Annotated in this window: 17 protein-coding genes and 2 pseudogenes; 4 read left to right on the forward strand and 15 right to left on the reverse strand. The window is 56.5% G+C overall.

Features of this window, described 5'->3' with window-relative positions; all coding sequences use genetic code 11:
- Positions 1–579 precede the first annotated feature (579 nt).
- Together AV929_RS21770 and AV929_RS06425 are read left to right on the forward strand one after the other, a co-directional pair.
- A pseudogene (locus AV929_RS21770) lies at positions 580–748 on the forward strand (IS5/IS1182 family transposase); the annotation flags it as partial.
- A gap of 90 nt (positions 749–838) precedes the next feature.
- Complete coding sequence (locus tag AV929_RS06425; RefSeq protein ID WP_064287783.1) at positions 839–2,563, forward strand: DUF262 domain-containing protein; 1,725 nt, start codon at positions 839–841, stop codon at positions 2,561–2,563.
- Positions 2,564–2,638: 75 nt separating this feature from the next.
- Here the strand turns inward: AV929_RS06425 and AV929_RS06430 are convergent, their stop codons facing one another.
- The 11 genes from AV929_RS06430 to AV929_RS06480 all read right to left on the reverse strand — a co-directional run bounded on the left by AV929_RS06430 (position 2,639) and on the right by AV929_RS06480 (position 7,383).
- On the reverse strand, positions 2,639–3,025 hold the full coding sequence (locus AV929_RS06430; protein WP_064287784.1) for a hypothetical protein: 387 nt from the start codon (positions 3,023–3,025) through the stop codon (positions 2,639–2,641).
- Between the two features lie 75 nt (positions 3,026–3,100).
- Positions 3,101–4,000 carry a transcription initiation factor IIB family protein gene (locus AV929_RS06435; protein WP_064287799.1) on the reverse strand — a complete coding sequence of 300 codons (900 nt, stop codon included), beginning with the start codon at positions 3,998–4,000 and terminating at the stop codon, positions 3,101–3,103.
- 57 nt (positions 4,001–4,057) lie between these two features.
- Complete coding sequence (locus AV929_RS06440) at positions 4,058–4,744, reverse strand: hypothetical protein (protein WP_064287785.1); 687 nt, start codon at positions 4,742–4,744, stop codon at positions 4,058–4,060.
- Positions 4,745–4,898: 154 nt separating this feature from the next.
- Positions 4,899–5,159: a hypothetical protein gene (locus tag AV929_RS06445; RefSeq protein ID WP_064287786.1), complete on the reverse strand. Its 261-nt coding sequence runs from the start codon at positions 5,157–5,159 to the stop codon at positions 4,899–4,901.
- Positions 5,160–5,280: 121 nt separating this feature from the next.
- Positions 5,281–5,496 (reverse strand): hypothetical protein, encoded by a 216-nt coding sequence (locus AV929_RS06450; RefSeq protein WP_064287787.1) that lies wholly within the window; start codon positions 5,494–5,496, stop codon positions 5,281–5,283.
- Positions 5,489–5,692, reverse strand: coding sequence for a hypothetical protein (locus AV929_RS06455; RefSeq protein WP_064287788.1), 204 nt, complete (start codon positions 5,690–5,692; stop codon positions 5,489–5,491). The genes AV929_RS06450 and AV929_RS06455 overlap by 8 nt, the downstream gene beginning before the upstream one ends.
- Positions 5,693–5,925: 233 nt before the next feature.
- Positions 5,926–6,291 (reverse strand): hypothetical protein, encoded by a 366-nt coding sequence (locus AV929_RS06460; RefSeq protein WP_064287789.1) that lies wholly within the window; start codon positions 6,289–6,291, stop codon positions 5,926–5,928.
- A gap of 57 nt (positions 6,292–6,348) precedes the next feature.
- Positions 6,349–6,588, reverse strand: a complete 240-nt coding sequence (locus tag AV929_RS06465; RefSeq protein ID WP_008313985.1) for a hypothetical protein — start codon at positions 6,586–6,588, stop codon at positions 6,349–6,351.
- Positions 6,585–6,791: a hypothetical protein gene (locus tag AV929_RS06470; protein WP_064287790.1), complete on the reverse strand. Its 207-nt coding sequence runs from the start codon at positions 6,789–6,791 to the stop codon at positions 6,585–6,587. Before AV929_RS06470 ends, AV929_RS06465 begins: the two co-directional genes overlap by 4 nt.
- Positions 6,782–7,096, reverse strand: a complete 315-nt coding sequence (locus AV929_RS06475) for a hypothetical protein (RefSeq protein ID WP_064287791.1) — start codon at positions 7,094–7,096, stop codon at positions 6,782–6,784. The genes AV929_RS06470 and AV929_RS06475 overlap by 10 nt, the downstream gene beginning before the upstream one ends.
- A complete protein-coding gene (locus AV929_RS06480; RefSeq protein ID WP_064287792.1) occupies positions 7,093–7,383 on the reverse strand; it encodes a hypothetical protein in 291 nt (96 codons plus the stop codon). The genes AV929_RS06475 and AV929_RS06480 overlap by 4 nt, the downstream gene beginning before the upstream one ends.
- Before the next feature lie 83 nt (positions 7,384–7,466).
- Between AV929_RS06480 and AV929_RS21775 the strand changes: the two genes are divergently transcribed.
- Positions 7,467–8,009 (forward strand): hypothetical protein, encoded by a 543-nt coding sequence (locus AV929_RS21775; RefSeq protein ID WP_155120730.1) that lies wholly within the window; start codon positions 7,467–7,469, stop codon positions 8,007–8,009.
- 65 nt (positions 8,010–8,074) lie between these two features.
- On the opposite strand, the gene AV929_RS06490 is transcribed toward AV929_RS21775, so the two are convergent.
- From AV929_RS06490 to AV929_RS06505, 4 genes and pseudogenes are all read right to left on the reverse strand, one after another.
- Positions 8,075–8,602: a hypothetical protein gene (locus AV929_RS06490; RefSeq protein WP_196219980.1), complete on the reverse strand. Its 528-nt coding sequence runs from the start codon at positions 8,600–8,602 to the stop codon at positions 8,075–8,077.
- Positions 8,599–9,276 (reverse strand): annotated as a pseudogene (locus tag AV929_RS06495) (hypothetical protein); the annotation flags it as partial. The gene AV929_RS06490 and the pseudogene AV929_RS06495, both read right to left, overlap by 4 nt.
- A 60-nt stretch (positions 9,277–9,336) precedes the next feature.
- Complete coding sequence (locus AV929_RS06500) at positions 9,337–10,182, reverse strand: DUF6884 domain-containing protein (protein WP_064287796.1); 846 nt, start codon at positions 10,180–10,182, stop codon at positions 9,337–9,339.
- A gap of 359 nt (positions 10,183–10,541) precedes the next feature.
- Positions 10,542–11,483 (reverse strand): DUF6610 family protein, encoded by a 942-nt coding sequence (locus tag AV929_RS06505; RefSeq protein ID WP_064287797.1) that lies wholly within the window; start codon positions 11,481–11,483, stop codon positions 10,542–10,544.
- Positions 11,484–11,583: 100 nt separating this feature from the next.
- Between AV929_RS06505 and AV929_RS06510 the strand changes: the two genes are divergently transcribed.
- Positions 11,584–12,346 (forward strand): hypothetical protein (locus tag AV929_RS06510; RefSeq protein WP_064287798.1); only part of this gene is annotated, 763 nt, incomplete at its 3' end.

Consider the following 12,346-nt stretch of genomic DNA (forward strand, 5'->3'; position numbering starts at 1 on the left):
ACCGCTACACAACCGAGGTGTGAGTCTTAGCTAAAGACGAATGCAATCGCGTACATCCCTCCGATCGCAAGCATAAATGGAATCACTTCAGGAGGAACTGCACCGTCGCCATAGCTAATAATATATCCAGACCTGATCCAAGCAAAGTAGAGCAGAGCTGCGGAACTGAGAATGGGTAATCTGGTAATGACCATGCAGAAAAGAGTCGGCTGTGCCCCGCACAGTCGCCGTGTGACCCCATCTTGCTCCTCTTCATTGAAATATGGGAAGAGACTAGTTGTGAATGCATCGCCACCAATCAAGACTATTGCTAGAACCCACAGAGTGAATCTATATTCTGGAAGTGGAAGCCAAAAAATAGACGCCAATGTAACACTCGCAGAGACTATCACTCCCATCTTCTGCTGAAATTCCATCTCTGATTGACTACGAATTGCTGACTGTATAGATGCTCTGTGATCAACACTCGGCTCCTGTCTGCAAACAGGAGAGACAATTAAGGGCTCTGGTGAATCGCTGGATGGCGTCGGGTTCGACCGTTAGAACGAGGGAGGTGAAGCGGGAAACCACCGATGATTCATATCGCATATTTCCCGCTTTACGAGCAAAGTCGTTCAGTTAGCTCAAAATGCTATTGGTGGTTGAGGCGAAGCCGCCACCCTCGAAGGAGTGGCGGCTTCGTCGAGTATGCGGTGTGTCGTTGCACTGTCCGCGGGTGTACCTGGAGAAATCCTACAGAGAAGCCTTGTTGACTTCATTGTTTGACCGTAGCATCGAAGCTAAAGACTACTGTTTGGTACTGATATTTATATACTCTCGAATGTAATTGATTGCCAGAATGTCCACACAGGGATTTAATTTAGATGCGGATGATTACGATATTAGTGAAATCTTAGAAGGCTCCCATCAGATAGAGGTCCCGGACTACCAGCGGGAATACGCTTGGGATAAAGACCAATGGGGTGAACTCTGGGATGATCTCTATGCTTTGACCCGTGATAGAGACAATCACTTCATAGGTTCACTCGTCGTGATTGAGCGACGAGATGGGAACATCAAGAAGTTCGAACTGGTGGACGGTCAGCAAAGACTGACTACGATATCTATTATTCTGTGTGCTATTCGAGACCGATTTGAGCAGGAAGAAGAGTATAAAGATATCGCAGGATTCGTCCAAGAGTTTCTGGAGATACAGAGTCGAACCACTGGGAAAGATTATCAGAAGCTCAAACTGAATAAGTTCCACAATCCAGATTATAAAAAGGTTCTCGATGGCAATACCGATCTGTTAGATGATTCTCAGATTGGGGAGGCATACGAATACTACACGAAGAAACTCTCTGAGTTAGATGCAAATAAAGTTCAGGAGATATACGACGAGCTCATTCATTCGATAAACCTCGTTCAAATCGAGTGTGGTAGTGAAATCTCTGCTTTCCGTCTGTTCGAAAGCCTGAACGACAAGGGTCTTGATCTCGGGGCAGTTGACTTAGTGAAGAACCGTCTCTTTATGGAGGCAAACGAGAACTCCGAGATTGACGAGACACGAGTGAAGAATCTCTGGGAAGAGATTATGACGGTCATCCGCCCCGAGCTATCTCAGAACTACCGATTTTTCACTCACTATTTCATGTCTATCTCGACGCCGCAAGTCAACGACAACGTGTCGAAGCGAAAGCTCTACGACTACGTTGATGAGCTGCTTGAATACAAGCTTGAAGAAGAGGACATCGCGGTTGAAGAAATCTTGGAAGATATGCTAGAGAAGGCTGAATTGTATGTTGATGTCGTCAATGGAGAAGTCAGCAATGGATACAAACCCAAAAAATTACAGGAACTCAACTCTAAGCTGGTATCCACTCAAATCAAAAACAACCGTATACGGACTCTGCTGCTTAAAATCGTCAGCGAATACGATGATGCTGACGATGTGATTGAAGCACTCAACATTCTGGAAGTATTTAATATTCGAGCGAAAATTGGAGGGCGAGACTCCAACACGAGTCGAGATAGATTCTGGTCTCGTACTTGCTCACAGATAGATCGGAGCAACGACCCGAACAGATACCTTCGGCGTGTGATGAAAGACCGTGCTCCGACAGATACTATCCTCGAAGAGAAAATCCCTAATCAAGAGTTCAAGACCAACGACTTCACGAAGTACATTTTGGATAGGATAGAGGAAGAACACTATATGCGGTCAGGGAGCGGGAAAGGAGTTCAAGACCGAAGTACGGTTGATATTGAACACATAGCTCCTCGTCAAGTGTGGAACGCTGAGAAATACAGTTCGTGGATTCAGTATCTTGACTGCTCTGAGGAGGAGTTTGAGGAATACAAGAACCGTATAGGAAATCTAACGCTACTAGAGAATAGCGTAAACCAGACAGCATCAGATAGACCGTTCAAACAGAAGTGCGACATCTACACAGAAAGGACGGACTTTCTGATGACGCAAGCAATCGCAGATGAGTACGATGAATGGGGGATAGAGCAGATTACAGAGCGGAGTGAAGATATGGCTGAAATAATCTGCGACATCTGGAGTATTCAAAACGTTTGAGGAACTGCCACAGCAACTCATTAGCAGAGAAATCGGCTTCCCTATAGCGATTCACTAAAGCCCAATCGAGCTAAATCAGTCGTCGCTCATCGAAACGTCGGCCAGCGGCCGAACGTCGACGCGCCCAGTCCGGTCGTGGTCAAGACACTGGCACAGTCGTTCTCGAACCGTCGCCTGCGAACACGGCTCGACGTCAACACCCAATCGTGGGTCGTCTCGAATCTGAACGTACTCTGCGTCGACGTCCAACGGCGTGTGCTCGACCCGGCACCAGATTGTCGTCGCTCCAGCCCGGTCTAGATCAGTCACGTACCGAGCAGCCACGGCTTCGTGGCGAAGTTCGACAAGGACTCGTTCGACAAACGATGCGACTTTCGTTGGCGACCGTGGCGCTGGGACCGACGCAAAAACACTCGAAGAGCCGTGCTGTGCCGCCGATTCTGGAGTATCAGTAACTGACATATGTCTCTCTCAGGACGTGCTTGCTGGCTCGCCCTGCACCCTCGCCGGGGCACGCAAAACAACGGTCGCGAGCGGTCACGCAACGATATGCTCCTCGATTTCTTGGAACCACTGGCGGGCCGTGGTTATATGCACATCCAGCGGCTCGCAGATCGTCGCCTGCGTGAGCCGGATGTCTGACTCTTTCCCGGCGAGATATAGAGCGCCGGCTGCGATACCGTCTGGTCGTCCATTGACCTCAGTGGACTCGGTCGCCTGCTCCGCTAGTTCGAGCGCCCGCTGGCGAATCTCCGGGGCAACGTCGAATGGAAGGTCTGAACAAATCCGTGCCACCCAGTCCACCGGGAGCGACACTGGGATTGGGAGATCGAGTTCCACCAAGAACGTCCGGTAGCAGTTCCAGACGTGCGATGCAGAACACCGGGCAACATCGGCTACCGTATCCATCGTCACGAGGCCATTGCACCGGCAGGCGGCGTACACAGCGGCCGCTGCACCGCCCTCAATCGACCGTCCGATCAGGAGGTCCTTGTCTTGGGCTTCCTTGAAGAGCGTTGATGCCTGCTCTTTCACCGCGTTGCTCTCAGACAGCGCACTCGCGATGCGTCGGATTTCGCCAAGCCCGTGAGCGAGATTCCGGTCGCGCTTGCTGGTGAACTTCGACCGGCCGTGGAGCCGCCGCTGGCGAGCAAGCCGTCGACGCCGTCTCGGAGAGATGTCTGCACTCTCAAGCGAGCCGATGTTCGTCGACAGGCCTTGGTCATGCCGAGTGGCCGTCCGGGGTGCGCCCGTGCGCTGCTGTTCCTCCTTGTCGTACGTCCGCCATGCTGGCCTGCGGTCGATCCGGTTTTGGTCGGTCACCAGGCCACAGTCCTCGCAGTGCGTTTCTCGGCCGGTGCTGTCGAGTTCGCCGCCACACTCGGGACAGCCCGGCGTAGCTGCAGACAACGCCGTCTGGACAGTTTGTGAAGACATATTTCGAGACATCCTCTCACCTGACCCGAGGGGCAGAAAACACGCTGTGGCGCCCGGTTAGGCGTCTGGCAATTTTCCATCCGGGCGGGGGACTCGCTGGGCGTCGATCTCGATCTCGACCCGGCGACGGTGCTTGCATCGCTCGGCGACATCGGGACAGCTGCACGTCTCCTCAAGCACATCGACCTCGTACCGGCTATCCGACGCTGAGTGGACCTCGTACCGACCGGGCTTTGCGAGAAAGGAAACGTCGATATCTTCCTGCTTCGCTCGTTTCGTGCGTGGTTCATCCTCAGAAGAGACAGCCAAGGGGTCCTCGTTGGGGTCCGTGACGCCGCCGTCGTCGAACCGGACCTGCATGACTCCGCCGTCAGCGACTGCTTTCCGAGGGTCGCCGTCGACGTGCAGCCCAAACTGGTCGTCCAGAGCGCCGTCGTCAACCCACTGCGGGATAGGTCGCTCACCGGTGGCGAAGGCGACTCGTTTCTGGTGCTTACACTCCTTGTCGGGGTTGTACTGCTTCCACTTGCACTCACAACTCCCTGTCCGAGTGTCGACAAGGTACTCTGAGCCGGAACCGGAGTTGACCAAGAAGAGGTCGGCAGCGTTTCGTGCCCGACCAATCGACTCCAACACCGTCATCACTTCGGTCAGCGCCCGAACGGTCCGGTTGTTCGGGTCAGCCTCCTCCAGTTCGCTCTCGTCGATGCTGTCGGCGTCGCTACGGGATTCTGTGGTAGCCATGAATGACAGGCGGCACGCCCTCTGTGGGACGCCCCTCACCCCGCTGGGGCGCAGAAAATTCGGGGATTAGAGTTGTTGTGAGGGGAGTGAATCTATTCCCGGGTAGGAGTGCGCAGTGCAGTGAACCACTTACCGCGGGTTACATAGACCCGACTCAGAATAGGTCGATAACAGCACCAAGGGCAAAACCGACCCCCAGTGCGAGCGTTGAGTAAAGGGCTTGTTTGCTGGTAGCACGAAAAACACCGGAAAGCATTATCCCGGTTGAGCAACCGAAGAGGAGGCCATGAACTACTGTCTCCTCACTTCCGACCGGCGCTGATGATGCTACGACTTCAACGAGGATTATGCCAGCGAAGCCGAGCAGAAAGAGAGCTCCGTCTCGCCGTATGTTCCGTTCTTGCCGCTCAATCATACAGCACCGTTGAAAGGATACTTGAATAGGCTTTGTCACTTGTTTTGCTAAGTTCGCACGCTTACTGAGCGGGCGTTGCAGCCAGCACCATGGCTAAAGAAACTGCCTTCTCACCGCCCGGTCAGAGTTCTGTCGCCTGCATCTGCTCGTGGGCGTCGGGATTGACCACCGGGATGACGCCCTCGACCTCTTCCTTGCCGTACTCCTCACGAATTAGGTCGTGTATGTCGTTCGCGAGAGCAACGGCCTCGTCTTGCTTGTTGGAACTCGCCTCGTTCTCAGGAAAATCTGCTGGCCCGACACCCTCCACGACGATGAACAGCTGGTCGTCACTCATTTTCGACCGCCTCGACGAGCAGCGTCGTTTCCGGCAGGTCGTCGCGAGAGGTCGACAGGAACTTGGACGTTTCTAGCGTTTCCTCGATCAACTCAACCAGTTCCTCCGAGACATCGCCAAAGTGAACGATGGCGTCGGGATCGGGGTAGTTGTCGTACTGCTGTGCAGCCGTCTTGTCCGTCTTGTTCTTACTCATGATCGGTCAGCAGAGCGCCCTCTATGGAACGCCCCTCACCCCGCTGGGGCACAGAAAATACACGGCGGCTCGTTCCCTGCCACCCGATTCATCGCGATGAGCCTTACCTGCCTCCAGAAGCGGGACCGCCGGACCGGCCTGCCGGTCCAAGGTGGAGCGTGTCCCCCGAGCGCAAGCGCTCGGGAACCGTGAGCGTGAGAGTGAGCGAAAGAGAGGGTGGTACGGCTCCTCGATTATTCCGCGATTACGTTCCCGTCCTCGTCGATGGCGTACCTGAGTGGGTACACGTTGCCGTCGATATGCGTGGCCTTCTTCGGCAGCGTCTCGTTCAACCACGCTTCCCGGTCGGCGTCGGTCTGGATGTCCTCGTTCGGGGAGTGGACGCTGAACAGGTCCATGCTCACCCAGCGATTGACCGTCAGCTCGCCGGACGGGGGGTACACCTTCACCCGCTCCTTTTCAGCGTCAACACCGACGACGGCGAGTGCAGACGTGCCCTCGGTCGTTTTCAGTCCATCACCGATATCCACGGCATCAGGGTCGATATCGAGGTCGTCGCACTGCTGTACAGCCGTCTCGTCTGTCTTGTTCTTACTCATGATCGGTTGGCGGCACGCCCTCTGTGGGACGCCCCTCGTCCCGCTGGGGCACAGAAATCACACGATGGCTTGCTCCTCGGTATCCGATTCATCGCGACGGATCTCGCGTGCCCGCTCTCGAAGGCGAGACTGGACTGGCGTCCGGTTCTCGTGCTTGTTTTCGTAGGCGAGATACCGCTTGACCGTCTCCATTGAGTGCATACAGTTGATGCCGGCGACGATTGGCTGGAGATGATCGGCGTCCAGCAACCGCTCTGGAGGGAGTTTGTCGAGAATTGGGTCAGGAGTGTCGCTCATGAATCCTCCTCTCGGAAGTCATCGAGTGTCGTCCTGCGTTTGTACCGACAGCCCGGGTAGTGAGCCAGAAGCGTCTCGTCGACGGCCTCCCAGAAGCCGACCTTGTGCGGCGCAACCGACTGCCAGAACCAGGCGCGTGCCAGTGCTGCCGGAACACGGTGGCGTTCCTCGCGACGCCACTGCTCGCGCTCGATCATCGCCATGTCGAGGCTCCCTCCGGTCTGTCTGCCATGTATGAACTGGCAAGCTCCAGCCCAGCATCGAGTGTGCTTCGCGTCCCGACTAGTTTGGTCGCCCGTTCGAGCGTCCAGCCAGCGTCACTGTGTTTAAGCAAGACTGTCGCTCCAGTGTCGGGGATGTGCCAGCCGATCGTGTCGTTGCCAGCGGCGAGAAATTCCCACTCGCCCGCAGAGGCCTCTTGTGCCGCGCTTTGCTTGTCAATCAGCGCATCCGAGCGTGGGCCACCAGCGCCGAAATCACCCAACGTGGCTGTTCCTGCTGAGTTCATGCGCAGGCCTCCCGGCAGTCCCAACCAGCGAGTTCGGCATCGACGGCGCTGATGATGGTTGTGACCTGTTCCTCTAGCGTGTCTGTCTGCTCACCGTCGACGTTCAGGAGCGAGCGAAGTTCGAGTATGTCCGGCAGGTCAATGCTGTCTGAGCGCTGGGCCACCGCACGGAGGACGACCGCCTCAACATCGGCGCTGTCAGACTGCCCTCGAACAGTTGTCGCAATGGACTCGACGAACCGCGAGGTGGTTGGCTGAGACAGGTCTTCCGAACGACGGCAGGACATATTTCGAGACATCCTCTCACCCGCCAGAGGAACACAAAATTGGGACTCGCTACCGCTGTGACTGGAGTTTTGTGCTTACTGCGTTGGCTGAAATACCTGCTCAACAAGCCTGCGAACCCATCGATTCCCGACCAGCGCTCGGTGAAAAGTTTGATATAATTGGTAAATTGAATAATGTTTTAATGAGTCCCTCTCCACGACTTCGCCCCACCCTCCAAGCCGCTGGTATCGGGTTGTTCATCATCGGGATTGCAACAACGGGATTTGCTGCATACGGTGAGATACAATCTACACCCTACATGGTTCAGATTGACCAGTCCGTCCCTGATACAAATGAACCAACGGTGCCGTATTCGGATCTTACTTCGGCGGAGAAAGAAGTATTTGATCGAGTGAATGATGGCGGAGCAGCCCCAGTTGAAGATGCCACCTTGAGTACGTTCGCTAATAACGCCGTCCAGTACCAAGGTACAGTCTATTCGTTCGAGATGACGTATGACCCCGCTACACTGACGATACTTCCATTCGGTCTTGGCATCACTGTCGCCGCAGTTGGTGGTGTTCTGGTCTTCTTGACACCGTTCATTACCGGACGCAGTCCACAGACAAACTCCCCCTTTGTCTGAAAAGGAAACGCTCTGTACTGCTCATTAGCGGACCAGACCCACCGGTTTCGTGGAACTACCACTGACTACCCAGTCCACCCGCCGATCTCGACCTGTGTACTGTCTGCCGGAGCATCGCCTGCTGTCTTCGCAACTGCATCAAACGGCGGTTCAACGAGACGCGGCACTCCGCCATCGTATGTCCGGTCAGGGCGTTTCACACAGTCGACCGGCAGGATAGGACTGCACTCACTGCAAGAGTGTGTTGCCCCGTCGAAGCCGTTGATTGTCACCGACCAGGAGATAACGCTCGCGAGTCGATACGTCTCCGCTGCTGGCCGACGAGTACTGGCAGACTGGCAGCCAACAGCTCCACAGACATCGCAGGTAAGCAGATAGTCCCGATCTGCCTCGTGGAAGAGCGAAGCGGCCTGTTCGACGTTGTCGCGGTCCTGAAGCGCACACTCCCGGCAAATCGCAAACCGGAACACGCCGTCTTCTCGGTCCACTTCGTCGGGCCACCGGACATACGTGTACGCCTCGCCGGAGATATCAGCCCTCTCTCCGCAGAACCGACAGCACTCAGCCGTTGCCTCGGGCTGGACGTCGGTCACTGAGACCACCGTGCAAGTGTTGACTGCTCGCGAGCAGTGTCCACGGGACAGAGAAAGCGCCACTTGTATCGCTCACGAATCGGCTTGTTCTCGCGATTGCTTGCCTGCCCTGGTTCTCGATAGCCCGTACAGGTCCAGCCCTTGTCTTGTAGCGCTCGAACCATCGCGCCGTCGTAGTCCGAGCGCACCCACGTCAACAAGAAGCGAGTGTCACGGTCGTCAGCCTGCAAGAATCGCTCCTGTGAGCGAGCCAGCGCCGCCGACGCGAGGTTCGGCATCCGAACGCCCATGCAAATCCGCGCAGCCTCGACGAGTGAGTCGCCGGATACCACTTCGCTGTCAACGACTGGTGTGTCCGTCGACGGAAGCACCTGGCGGGCGGTTGCTCTGATCTCCGTGGGAAGACTGTCGATCTCGACGGGCTCGGGACAGAGCTGGCCGTCGACGCCGTACCGGATTCGCTTCTTCGAAATCAGTGGATACCGGTACGTGATAGCCCCGACCAACGAGTCCTGAAAGTACAGCCCGTGGTGGGTGAGGTTGACCGACGGCAGCGACCCCATATAAGAGTGATGCGCCTCGTAGACGGCGGCTGCTGTCTCTCTGTCGATTGGCTCCACGGCGACATGATCGGCAAATCGAATCCCGAGGGGTGCGGTGAACGGGTCGCCGTTGGNNTAACCAACAGAAGCGATGAGTGTTGGTTAACACAGTCGGTATCGTGGGTTTGCGTGCTATCCACCCTGTTCTCCTTCCCCGCCGTCGGTCGCAAGACTCGTTTGTCTCGTGGCAAGGAACCGTTCGGGGACGTTCTCGAATGCATTCAGCCCTGCCTGCTCAGTCCCCTCGACGTCGACGCCACTGTGGCCTGTTTGCCACGTAGCAGAATCGCGCTCGAAGCCGCCGTCAAAGGCCGAGAGTTCTGATCGTCGAGCTGGAGCCGCTGCTGACGAGAGTTCTTCGGCGCGGTCCGAGAGCCACCCCATCTGGTCGAACATCCCGTCGAAGTCACGCTCATGGAAAGGGAAGCGAACTGTCGCTTTCGGCGGAAGGGCAGTGTACGTCTCTCGTCCAGTCCGAATCGCAGTTGGTCGTCCGTCGAAGATGCCGCGCTTACGCAGCGCGTCGACATAGTCGCTGCCGGCCAGAACGACCAACTCCCGACAGGGGGACTCCTGCTGATCGGCAGCGTATGGCCGCCGGAGCCAATCGCCCAGTGATGAGTGGACACGGAGCGCCCACTGATCTAGTCGGCTCTCAACTCGGTCCCCTGACGGCAGCCGGTAATGTGGCTCTCCCTCGATGGGTTCGCCGCGCAGGTCCTCAATGGTCGTATCGTACGGGGCGACCGTCTGCCGGGGCATCAAGATCCCGTGTTCTGCAGAGAGAACCGCCCAAGTGTTCGCTCGTCGGTCAGCAGTTCGAGCCCACTGGACAGCTGCCTCGGCATACGATCGTTTGACCGAGAAGTACGACGAAGTGTAGAGATCGCGAACTGCAACTGGCTGGTCGGTTTTCGCATCGCCGCATCCAATCAGTACGAAGCGGCCACGAGTCCGCTCAGTCTGTGTGGTCGTCATCTGTATCTCCCTCACCCAGAAAGGGAGTCACAAAACTACAGTCAGAGTCAGTAGTTGTGGCCGTCTGGCAACGCTTCGGACAGGTGTTTCTCTGGATGGTGAACAGGTGCGTCAACTGACTCAGGTATAATTTTGCTTGGATCCAAAATTGCACGGTAGTTCTTCCGGTCTGGTGTCGCGTCGCGTCCGCATCCCGAACACTCTCTCGTACCGTCGTTTCCGTAGTCTCGTGCCTTCGTGCAACCGCAATTCGGACAACTGTACTGTGGTGCCGTCTCCTGTGACGGTTTCGCGCTCATAACTGGAACTCCCTCACCCCACCAGGAGTCACAAAACTCTCTGAGACGACACGTTCGGCTCTAGCCGTGAACTTCACTGGGAGTGAGTCCTGCCCGGTACTCTACTCTGTCTCGCTCGTGTTGGCTCCGGTACGCGAGCGTCTGTCCGTTCTCATACTCGACGACAATCGCATCCTCAAGACCATTTACAGTTGCTCTCGAACCGTCAGCAGCCCAGACGGGGTCCATCGGTTCCGCTGTTAGCGCGCTCCGGTCTGTCTCCACGGTCGGCCACACACCCCGCGATTTCCAGTATGACCGGATGTGCCGCAAGCTCTGTTGAACCGTCTCCCGTATCGAGAGGTGGTCCGCACTCGCGTAGCCGTGTGGTGAGAAGTACTCGCCGTGAAGCGCCGCCAGATGAACCCCGTTCCAGTCGACGCCAACGATATCGGCTGGTTCCTCACCGGTCACACGCGGCTGTGTTAGCTCCTCGATCACCGGATACTGCTTTGTCGGACTTGCCCCCAGCAGATGCACGCGCCGCCCCCGCCAGTCCACAATATCCGTGTACTCGTCGGCCGTCTGGTCGGAGTAGCCCATCGGATAGCCCAAGATCATGTCTTCGTCGATCACGTCGATTGCGTCGCGGCACTTCGGGACGATGATAGCTTCCGTCCCCGGAAACTTCCGTTTCAGCTCCCGTGCGGCTTGGTTGTACCGGCGCGCTTCTTGCCGGTCGTATGCGTCCCCGAGCATCCCGACTGACGGCTCGTACTGCTCGAAGCGCTCAATGTACCGGTCCAAGTCTGGATTCCGAAAATCGTTGTCTAGAATCTCAATCGGGACGTCGACGTTCCGTAGCGAGGACTGGTAGGTGTAGTCCTCGCGAACGCCGACGGCGAATCCAAGCCGGTAAGCATCGATTACGAACGGCTCCCGGTGAAGGAACCCGATGTACTCAGCCTGCTGTGCATCGCCGACAGCCGCCGCTGACCAAGAGTGTCGCGCCTCAGAGGACATGGAAAACACCGAGCGCGCCCAGCGGCGCGCCCAGCTGGCAGGCGCGGCACAAAACGACCCCGCGACTTAAATACGGAGACGAGCGGAAGTGTCCATCAGAATGAAGGAAGGCATCGAATCGCAGTACGACGACCCTGACAACTACCGGGGTGACTACCCACCAGACTGGGCGTACCGGATCGTCTTCCGGAAGCAGTTGGACAACAACACTTGCACCAACTGCGGGACGCGGTTCCCCGCGGAGGATTTGGAGGTCGTGCGACGAATCCCCGCCGAGAACGGCGGGACAAACAAGACCACGAACCTCCTGACAGTGTGCTCGTTCTGCGAAATCGATATCAAGCAGACGGGACGCTTAAATCTGCCAGAGTCAGCGAACCAAGAGCCAGCAAGCAGTCCCGAAACGGACTCCCACAGAGTGCTTGCGTTGCAGAGCGAAGTCCCGATCACTGAGGAAGTCGAGGGCGAAACGGAGGCCAACGGGCAGTCTCGCAATGGCCCTCGTTCGGAGCCCAGCCACATCCAGACACAGTCGAAGAGTCCTCTTGCAGTCAACACGACGGCCGAGGAAAGCGACGAGCAGTCCGTCCAGGATGACACCGACGAGCGTGCTGGGTGGCGACGGCTATTCGTCGCATCTATCGGAGGTACAGCGATGTTTCTAACATACTTCTGTGCGTTTGGTATCTCATACTTCTTGTCCTCGCTTGTGGGTGATATAGCGTTCTACGGCCTCCCACTGGCCGGGCTCGTGGCAGGAGTTCGATGGCGACTGTCGACAGCCATTGCGTCCGTCTACGTTGTTTTGATGTACGCTGCCGTCTGGGAGTCCATTTCGACAGAACTGTTCATGTCTCCGTTGG

The sequence above is a fragment of the Haloarcula sp. K1 genome (genome assembly GCF_001647155.1).
Classification (GTDB): Archaea; Halobacteriota; Halobacteria; order Halobacteriales; family Haloarculaceae; genus Haloarcula; species Haloarcula hispanica.

Coding starts and splice junctions, on each gene's coding strand:
- AV929_RS06425 (WP_064287783.1), top strand. CDS start 839: ATGTCCACACAGGGATTTAATTTAGATGCGGATGATTACGATATTAGT.
- AV929_RS06430 (WP_064287784.1), bottom strand. CDS start 3,025: ATGTCAGTTACTGATACTCCAGAATCGGCGGCACAGCACGGCTCTTCG.
- AV929_RS06435 (WP_064287799.1), bottom strand. CDS start 4,000: ATGTCTTCACAAACTGTCCAGACGGCGTTGTCTGCAGCTACGCCGGGC.
- AV929_RS06440 (WP_064287785.1), bottom strand. CDS start 4,744: ATGGCTACCACAGAATCCCGTAGCGACGCCGACAGCATCGACGAGAGC.
- AV929_RS06445 (WP_064287786.1), bottom strand. CDS start 5,159: ATGATTGAGCGGCAAGAACGGAACATACGGCGAGACGGAGCTCTCTTT.
- AV929_RS06450 (WP_064287787.1), bottom strand. CDS start 5,496: ATGAGTGACGACCAGCTGTTCATCGTCGTGGAGGGTGTCGGGCCAGCA.
- AV929_RS06455 (WP_064287788.1), bottom strand. CDS start 5,692: ATGAGTAAGAACAAGACGGACAAGACGGCTGCACAGCAGTACGACAAC.
- AV929_RS06460 (WP_064287789.1), bottom strand. CDS start 6,291: ATGAGTAAGAACAAGACAGACGAGACGGCTGTACAGCAGTGCGACGAC.
- AV929_RS06465 (WP_008313985.1), bottom strand. CDS start 6,588: ATGAGCGACACTCCTGACCCAATTCTCGACAAACTCCCTCCAGAGCGG.
- AV929_RS06470 (WP_064287790.1), bottom strand. CDS start 6,791: ATGGCGATGATCGAGCGCGAGCAGTGGCGTCGCGAGGAACGCCACCGT.
- AV929_RS06475 (WP_064287791.1), bottom strand. CDS start 7,096: ATGAACTCAGCAGGAACAGCCACGTTGGGTGATTTCGGCGCTGGTGGC.
- AV929_RS06480 (WP_064287792.1), bottom strand. CDS start 7,383: ATGTCCTGCCGTCGTTCGGAAGACCTGTCTCAGCCAACCACCTCGCGG.
- AV929_RS06500 (WP_064287796.1), bottom strand. CDS start 10,182: ATGACGACCACACAGACTGAGCGGACTCGTGGCCGCTTCGTACTGATT.
- AV929_RS06505 (WP_064287797.1), bottom strand. CDS start 11,483: ATGTCCTCTGAGGCGCGACACTCTTGGTCAGCGGCGGCTGTCGGCGAT.